The sequence below is a fragment of the Rhodococcus sp. NPDC054953 genome, assembly GCF_053609225.1.
This window is the reverse complement of sequence record NZ_JBSGXD010000022.1, coordinates 82,853-88,852: the sequence shown is the minus strand read 5'-3', so window position 1 is coordinate 88,852 and position 6,000 is coordinate 82,853. Positions and strand designations below refer to the sequence as shown.

General features: G+C 69.0%; 6 protein-coding genes. 2 read left to right on the top strand and 4 right to left on the bottom strand.

Features of this window, described 5'->3' with window-relative positions:
- Positions 1-398 precede the first annotated feature (398 nt).
- On the bottom strand, positions 399-1,277 hold the full coding sequence (locus ACWF62_RS15660; protein ID WP_378505555.1) for a hypothetical protein: 879 nt from the start codon (positions 1,275-1,277) through the stop codon (positions 399-401).
- Positions 1,278-1,390: 113 nt separating this feature from the next.
- On the opposite strand from ACWF62_RS15660, the gene ACWF62_RS15655 reads away from it, so the two are divergent.
- Positions 1,391-2,284 carry an ABC transporter substrate-binding protein gene (locus tag ACWF62_RS15655; protein WP_452630577.1) on the top strand — a complete coding sequence of 298 codons (894 nt, stop codon included), beginning with the start codon at positions 1,391-1,393 and terminating at the stop codon, positions 2,282-2,284.
- Between the two features lie 133 nt (positions 2,285-2,417).
- Positions 2,418-3,287 (top strand): universal stress protein, encoded by an 870-nt coding sequence (locus ACWF62_RS15650; RefSeq protein ID WP_378570751.1) that lies wholly within the window; start codon positions 2,418-2,420, stop codon positions 3,285-3,287.
- Positions 3,288-3,290: 3 nt separating this feature from the next.
- On the opposite strand, the gene ACWF62_RS15645 is transcribed toward ACWF62_RS15650, so the two are convergent.
- The 3 genes from ACWF62_RS15645 to ACWF62_RS15635 form a co-directional block, all read right to left on the bottom strand.
- The gene (locus tag ACWF62_RS15645; RefSeq protein WP_378505535.1) at positions 3,291-3,722 is read right to left on the bottom strand and encodes a type II toxin-antitoxin system Rv0910 family toxin; all 432 of its coding nucleotides are present in this window, start codon (positions 3,720-3,722) and stop codon (positions 3,291-3,293) included.
- A gap of 94 nt (positions 3,723-3,816) precedes the next feature.
- The gene (locus ACWF62_RS15640) at positions 3,817-5,442 is read right to left on the bottom strand and encodes a solute symporter family protein (RefSeq protein WP_378505534.1); all 1,626 of its coding nucleotides are present in this window, start codon (positions 5,440-5,442) and stop codon (positions 3,817-3,819) included.
- Positions 5,442-5,798, bottom strand: a complete 357-nt coding sequence (locus ACWF62_RS15635) for a DUF485 domain-containing protein (protein WP_378505533.1) — start codon at positions 5,796-5,798, stop codon at positions 5,442-5,444. Before ACWF62_RS15635 ends, ACWF62_RS15640 begins: the two co-directional genes overlap by 1 nt.
- Positions 5,799-6,000 lie beyond the last annotated feature (202 nt).

Here is a 6,000-nt window from a genome sequence, read left to right as displayed (position 1 = left end):
ACGAAACTGTCGAACCTGGTGCTACTCTGCCGCTTTCACCACCGATACATCCACAAAGGCAAATGGACTGTGCACATCGGAGACGACGGCCACCCTCCCCCAAGCACTCCGTGCAGGGGGTACCCCCAGGTTCACACCCCCACACTGGATCGACCCCGACCGGAAATCCATCCCGGCACACAATCGAAGACAGCTACTGTTCAGCACCTGAAACATCGGTCAGCGCAGCGCATCACGGCAGCGTCGGATCGCGACCCGCAGAGGTCGTGGTCCGATGCTGCCGTAGATTTGGCCAGGCAGACGACGACCTGCAACCTCCGCACGTGCCCAGACTTCGGCAGTCACATGCTTCTCCTACCGGTCCGTCGAAACTGGCGGTTCACCACGGGCATACATCGTCACAGCATCGGCGGGCCCTGCCCTGCCGGGTACAGGTCGGTGCGATCGACAACGTTCCACAGTTCGACGGTCTGCACGAGCCAGTACGCGACGAACTGTGCGATCAGCAGGAACTCGACGACGATGACGTAGTGCTCCCAGTCGGGGAACGCGTACCGGACCACCACGATCACCGTCAGGGTGGCGAGCATCCACCGGGCGATCACCCGGTAGAACCGTCCGTATGTCGACGCACCCGCGGTGTAGCTGGCGGAGGTCGCACTGGCCACGACCACACCGATCAGTCCGGCGAACATGGCGACCGCGGCAACCGAATGCCCGTGCGCGGCGAAGGCATCGGGGACGAACAGGAAGCAGGCTGCGCCGGCGGCGAGTACCACCCACCCCGCTCCCGTCGCCCACCGGGCGGCCGCCCGGTACGGACGACCGCCGGGGTCACGGCGGGCGATCATCAGCGCAACGACCTGCGCGAGCGCACCCGCGACGACGATCGCCCCGACACTGGTGCGCACCCCCTCCGGCAGACCGTCCGGCGATCCGCCCCCGCCCGCGAGGGGCCCGGCGGGACCGCACGACGCGCCGCCAGCGGTCGGCACGACCGCGACGATGAACGCCAGGAACCCGGCGAAGTTCAGCAGCACGTCCTCGGTGTCGGAACTGCCCTTGTACACGATCAGGCACACGCCGAGTGCACACAGCGCGGCAACGAAGACGGTGTGCGCCGAGGTGAAGTAGTAGGCGCTGATCGAGGACTGCACGCATCCGTCGACAACCGAGGCGATCAGCACCGCAACGGCGAGCGCGACCATCAGGATCACCGCCCCCAACCGCAGGGAACGATACGTGGAAAGCACCGCATCGCCGCGTCCGTCGCCCATCCGCCGACCTCCTGAACCTCCCCGCCCCCGCATTATCGCCTCGCGCACCCGGCGCAGCACGATGGCGTCCTCGGCCCCTTGCAGGAGGTGGGGCTCGCGGGCACTATGTCCGGGTGCCCAGAACCGGACGTCGATCGGCCATCCTGCTGCCCGTCACGCTCAGCACGGTGCTCACGGTCAGCGGATGCACCGCCTCCGACGCCGACCCGTCCGCCGCGGCTACCCCGCAGGCACCCGGCACGGTGACGGTCGGCAATTGCGGCCCCGACACCGGCGTCACCCACACCCCCGGCACGTTGACCATCGCCACCGACTCCCCCGCCTACGCGCCGTGGTTCGTCGACGACGATCCCGGCAACGGCAAGGGGTTCGAGGGTGCGGTCGCCCGCTCGGTATCCGAACGGCTCGGCTACGACCGCGAGCAGGTGACGTTCGTCCGGGTGCCGTGGGCGGACGCAATCGCGCCGGGAGCCAAGGACTTCGACTTCGACATCAACCAGGTGACGATCGTCGATGAGCGTCGCGGCGCCGTCGACTTCTCGTCGCCGTACTACGCGGTGACCCAGTCGATCGTCGCGATCGCCGGCACCCCGGCCGCCTCGGCCCACAACCTCAGCGACCTCACCGGATACCGGCTCGGCGCCCAGTCCGGGTCGACGAGCCTGGCCACGATCGAGAGCACCATCCGACCGAGCAAGGACCCCGTCGCGTTCGCCACCACCGACGAGGCGAAGGCGGCACTCGCCGACGGTCGGATCGACGCGCTGGTGGTCGACAGCCCGACCGGGTTCCAGATCACCGAGGCCGACCTGCCGGAGAGCCTGCTGGTCGGGCAGTTCCCCCGCCCCAACACCGTCACCGAGTTCTTCGGCCTCGTCCTGGCGAAGGGCAGCCCCCTGACCCCGTGCGTCACCGCGGCCGTGGACGCGCTCTACGCGGACGGCACCCTCGACGAACTGGCGCAGGCCTGGCTGGTCGACTCCGCAGCCACCCCGATCCTGGAGTGACCGCCCGGGTCGGTGTGTGGGCGACGCCACCGACCGCGAGGACCTTCGCCCCTGTGCGGGCCGCGCGAGAACGGTCCACGATGGAGTCCAGAGCCCGGCGGAGGACCGCGGGCCGGACCCGAGGAGGCGACTCGTGAGCACTGCCCCGATCGTGGTGGGCGTCGACGGATCCGACACGGCGGACGCGGCCCTGCAGTGGGCGGCACGCACCGCCGCCGCGCACACCGCCCCGCTGCACCTCGTTGCCGCGCTGCCGACACCCGTCGTCTACGGTGGCGCGCTCGTTGCGTCGCAACAGTTCTACGACGACCTCGACGCGGAAGCGAACCGCACCCTCACCGCCGCGGCCGCCCGCGCGCGGGAGATCGCGCCGGGCGTCGAGGTCGGGACCGCGCTCCACCACGGGCCGCCGATCCCCGCTCTCCTCGACCGGTCCGAATCCGCGCGGATGCTCGTCGTCGGCTCCCGGGGCCTCGGCGCGGTGCGCGGCGCGCTGGTCGGCTCGGTGTCCACCGCCCTCGCCACCCATTCCCGGTGCCCGGTGGTGGTGATCCCGACCGCCGATCCGACACCGACCGGACCGGTGGTGGTCGGTGTCGACGGATCACCGAACAGCGCGCCCGCCATCGGGGCGGCCTTCCTCGAGGCATCGCTGCGGACGGTGCCGCTCGTCGCGGTGCACGCGTGGAGCGACGTGGACTTCGACACCCTGCCGTCCGCGGTCGAGGACCTGCCCTGGGAGGGGCTGATCGAGAACGAGGAGGCGACGCTGGCCGAGTGCCTCGCCGGCTGGCGGGAACGGTTCCCCGACGTCGAGGTTCAGCGCATCGTGGTCCGCGACCGGGCCGTCGATCAGCTGCTCACCCAGTCGCGGTCCGCCCAGCTCGTCGTCGTCGGCAGCCACGGCCGGGGCGGCTTCCGCGGGATGCTGCTCGGTTCGACGAGCCGGGCCCTGCTGCATCGCGTCGAGCGCCCGGTAATGATCGTCCGGGAACGACGCTGACCGCTACCCGTACAGCGCGACAAACGTCCGCAACGACGATTCGATGTCGCCCTTCAGCGCGCGGGCGACCCCGGACCCGATCGGACCGAACAGCGGTGCCCCGCCGAGGTCGATGAGCAAACCCACCTCGGAACCCGCGTCCTTCGGCGTCACCGACAGCACGAGGCCGACCTTCACACCGCCCTTGCCGTCGCCCTTGAGCGCCAGGGACCGCGGCGGCGCGTAGTCGGTGATCGTCCACCGGACCCGGTTCCGCAGTCCCTTCACCGACACCACCGATTCCGCGGTCGTGCCCGTCGACAACTCGGCGGGCAACTCGCAGCGCCACGCCTCGTGGATCGACAACCATTTGTCGAATTCACCCAGATCGCTTGCCTTTTCCCACGCCACCTCGGGGGTGAGTGGAACCGCGACCGACACCTTCAGCTTTGCCATTCGCGCATCCTATCGGCGTCCCGTCCAGCGGCGCAGAAAGTCCCGCACCCGGGGCGAGGGCGCCCGGGTGCGGGACTGCTTGGCGGGGCGGGATCTAGTGCGAGACCGCCTTCTCGACTCCGACGCCGGTGAGGGAGCGAACCTCCATCTCCGCCTGCTTTGCCGGGTCCTCGAGCTTGCGGCGTCCGACGTAGGTGCCGATGATGCCGAGCGCGAAGGCCAGCGGGATCGACACGATGCCCGGGTTGGCGAGCGGGAACCAGGAGAAGTCGGCGTTCGGGAACATCGCGGACTTCGACCCGGACACCGCGGGCGAGAAGACGATCAGCAGCAGGCAGCTGATCAGACCGCCGTAGATGCTCCACAGCGCGCCGGTGGTGTTGAACTTCCTCCAGAACAACGAGTACAGCAGCGTCGGCAGGTTCGCGGAGGCGGCGACGGCGAATGCGAGCGCGACCAGGAAGGCGATATTCTGCCCCATCGCGAGGATGCCGAGGACGATCGACGCGAGACCGATCACCACGACGGTGATCCGCGAGACCTTCACCTGCTGTTCCTCGGTTGCCTTGCCGCGCTTGATGACACTGGCGTAGATGTCGTGCGCGAAGGACGCCGACGCGGTGATCGCCAAGCCCGCGACGACCGCGAGGATGGTGGCGAAGGCGACCGCGGAGATGATCGACAGGAACAGGGTGCCGCCGAGTTCGAAGGCGAGCAGCGGGGCGGCCGCGTTCTCCTTGCCGGGGGCCGCGAGAATCACGTCCGGCCCGACCATCTTGGCGGCACCGTAGCCGAGCACCAGGGTGAACAGGTAGAACGCACCGATCAGGCCGATCGCCCAGGTCACCGAGCGGCGGGCCTCCTTCGCGGTGGGCACCGTGTAGAAGCGCATCAACACGTGCGGCAGACCGGCGGTGCCGAGCACCAGGGCGATGCCGAGGGAGAGGAAGTCCAGCCGGGACATCGAGCTGATGCCGTACTTGGCGCCGGGCGCGAGAACATCCCGCGGGTTCGCCGACCCGTTCGCCGCGGACTGGGCGTCGGCGAGCAGCTGCGAGAAGTTGCCGCGGACGGCGAGCAGCACCAGCACGAACATGATGCCCGCACCGGCGATCAGCAGCACCGCCTTCACCATCTGCACGTAGGTGGTGCCCTTCATGCCGCCGACGAGCACGTACACGATCATCAGGACGCCGACCACCGCGACGACGATCGCCTGCCCGGCCTTGTCGTGGATGTCGAGCAGCAGCGCGACCAGGCCACCGGCACCGGCCATCTGCGCGAGCAGGTAGAACAGCGAGACCACGAGGGTGGACAGGGCGGCGGCCATCCGGACCGGGCGCTGCTTCAGCCGGAAGCTGAGCACGTCGGCCATCGTGAACCGGCCGGTGTTGCGCAGCATCTCGGCGACCAGCAGCAGCGCGACCAGCCAGGCGACGAGGAAGCCGATCGAGTAGAGGAAGCCGTCGTAGCCGTAGACCGCGATCGCGCCGGCGATGCCGAGGAACGACGCAGCGGACAGGTAGTCGCCCGCGATCGCGAAACCGTTTTGCGGGCCGGAGAACTGGCCGCCACCGGTGTAGAAGTCGGATGCCTTCTTGGTGGTCCGGCTGGCCCGGATCACGATGCCCATCGTGATCACCACGAATGCGACGAAGATGGCGATGTTCAGGGCCGGGTTGCCGACCTGGGAGTCGCCCGCGGCGAGGAAACTCGTCATCAGTGCTGGCCCTCCAGCTCGTCACGGATCGCGGCGGCGCGGGGGTCGAGTTCGCGGTTCGCGAATTTGACGTACATCGCGGTGATGACGAACGTCGTCAGGAACTGGCCGAGGCCGAGGATGACACCGAGGTTGACGTTGCCGATCACCTTCGTCGCCATGAACTCCGAGGCGTAGGTGGCCAGCAGCACATACACGGCGTACCAGGTCAGGAAGAACGCCGTCATCGGGAAGACGAAGCGGCGCAGCCTGCGTCGCAGGTCCCGGAACTCGGGACTCGCCTGCATCTCGATGAAGGCCTGCGCGTCCGGGGTGCGCCGCGCTGGCGACTCCGGACTCAGGTCTGCTGTGGTCACGTCGGACTCCTCGGTCGGTGGGTGCCGGCAGTGACGCCCGGCAGGTCACAGACGTTAGTGAGACCCACATCACAGCGACAGGGAGTGGCGGCGATCACACGCTGAGGAGTCGGATCGGGCGCCGGACGGTCGGTCCGGCGCGACGAACGGCAGTGCGCGGCTGCCCGAACTGTGCGCGATCGTTACCCCAGTCGGGGTGAAA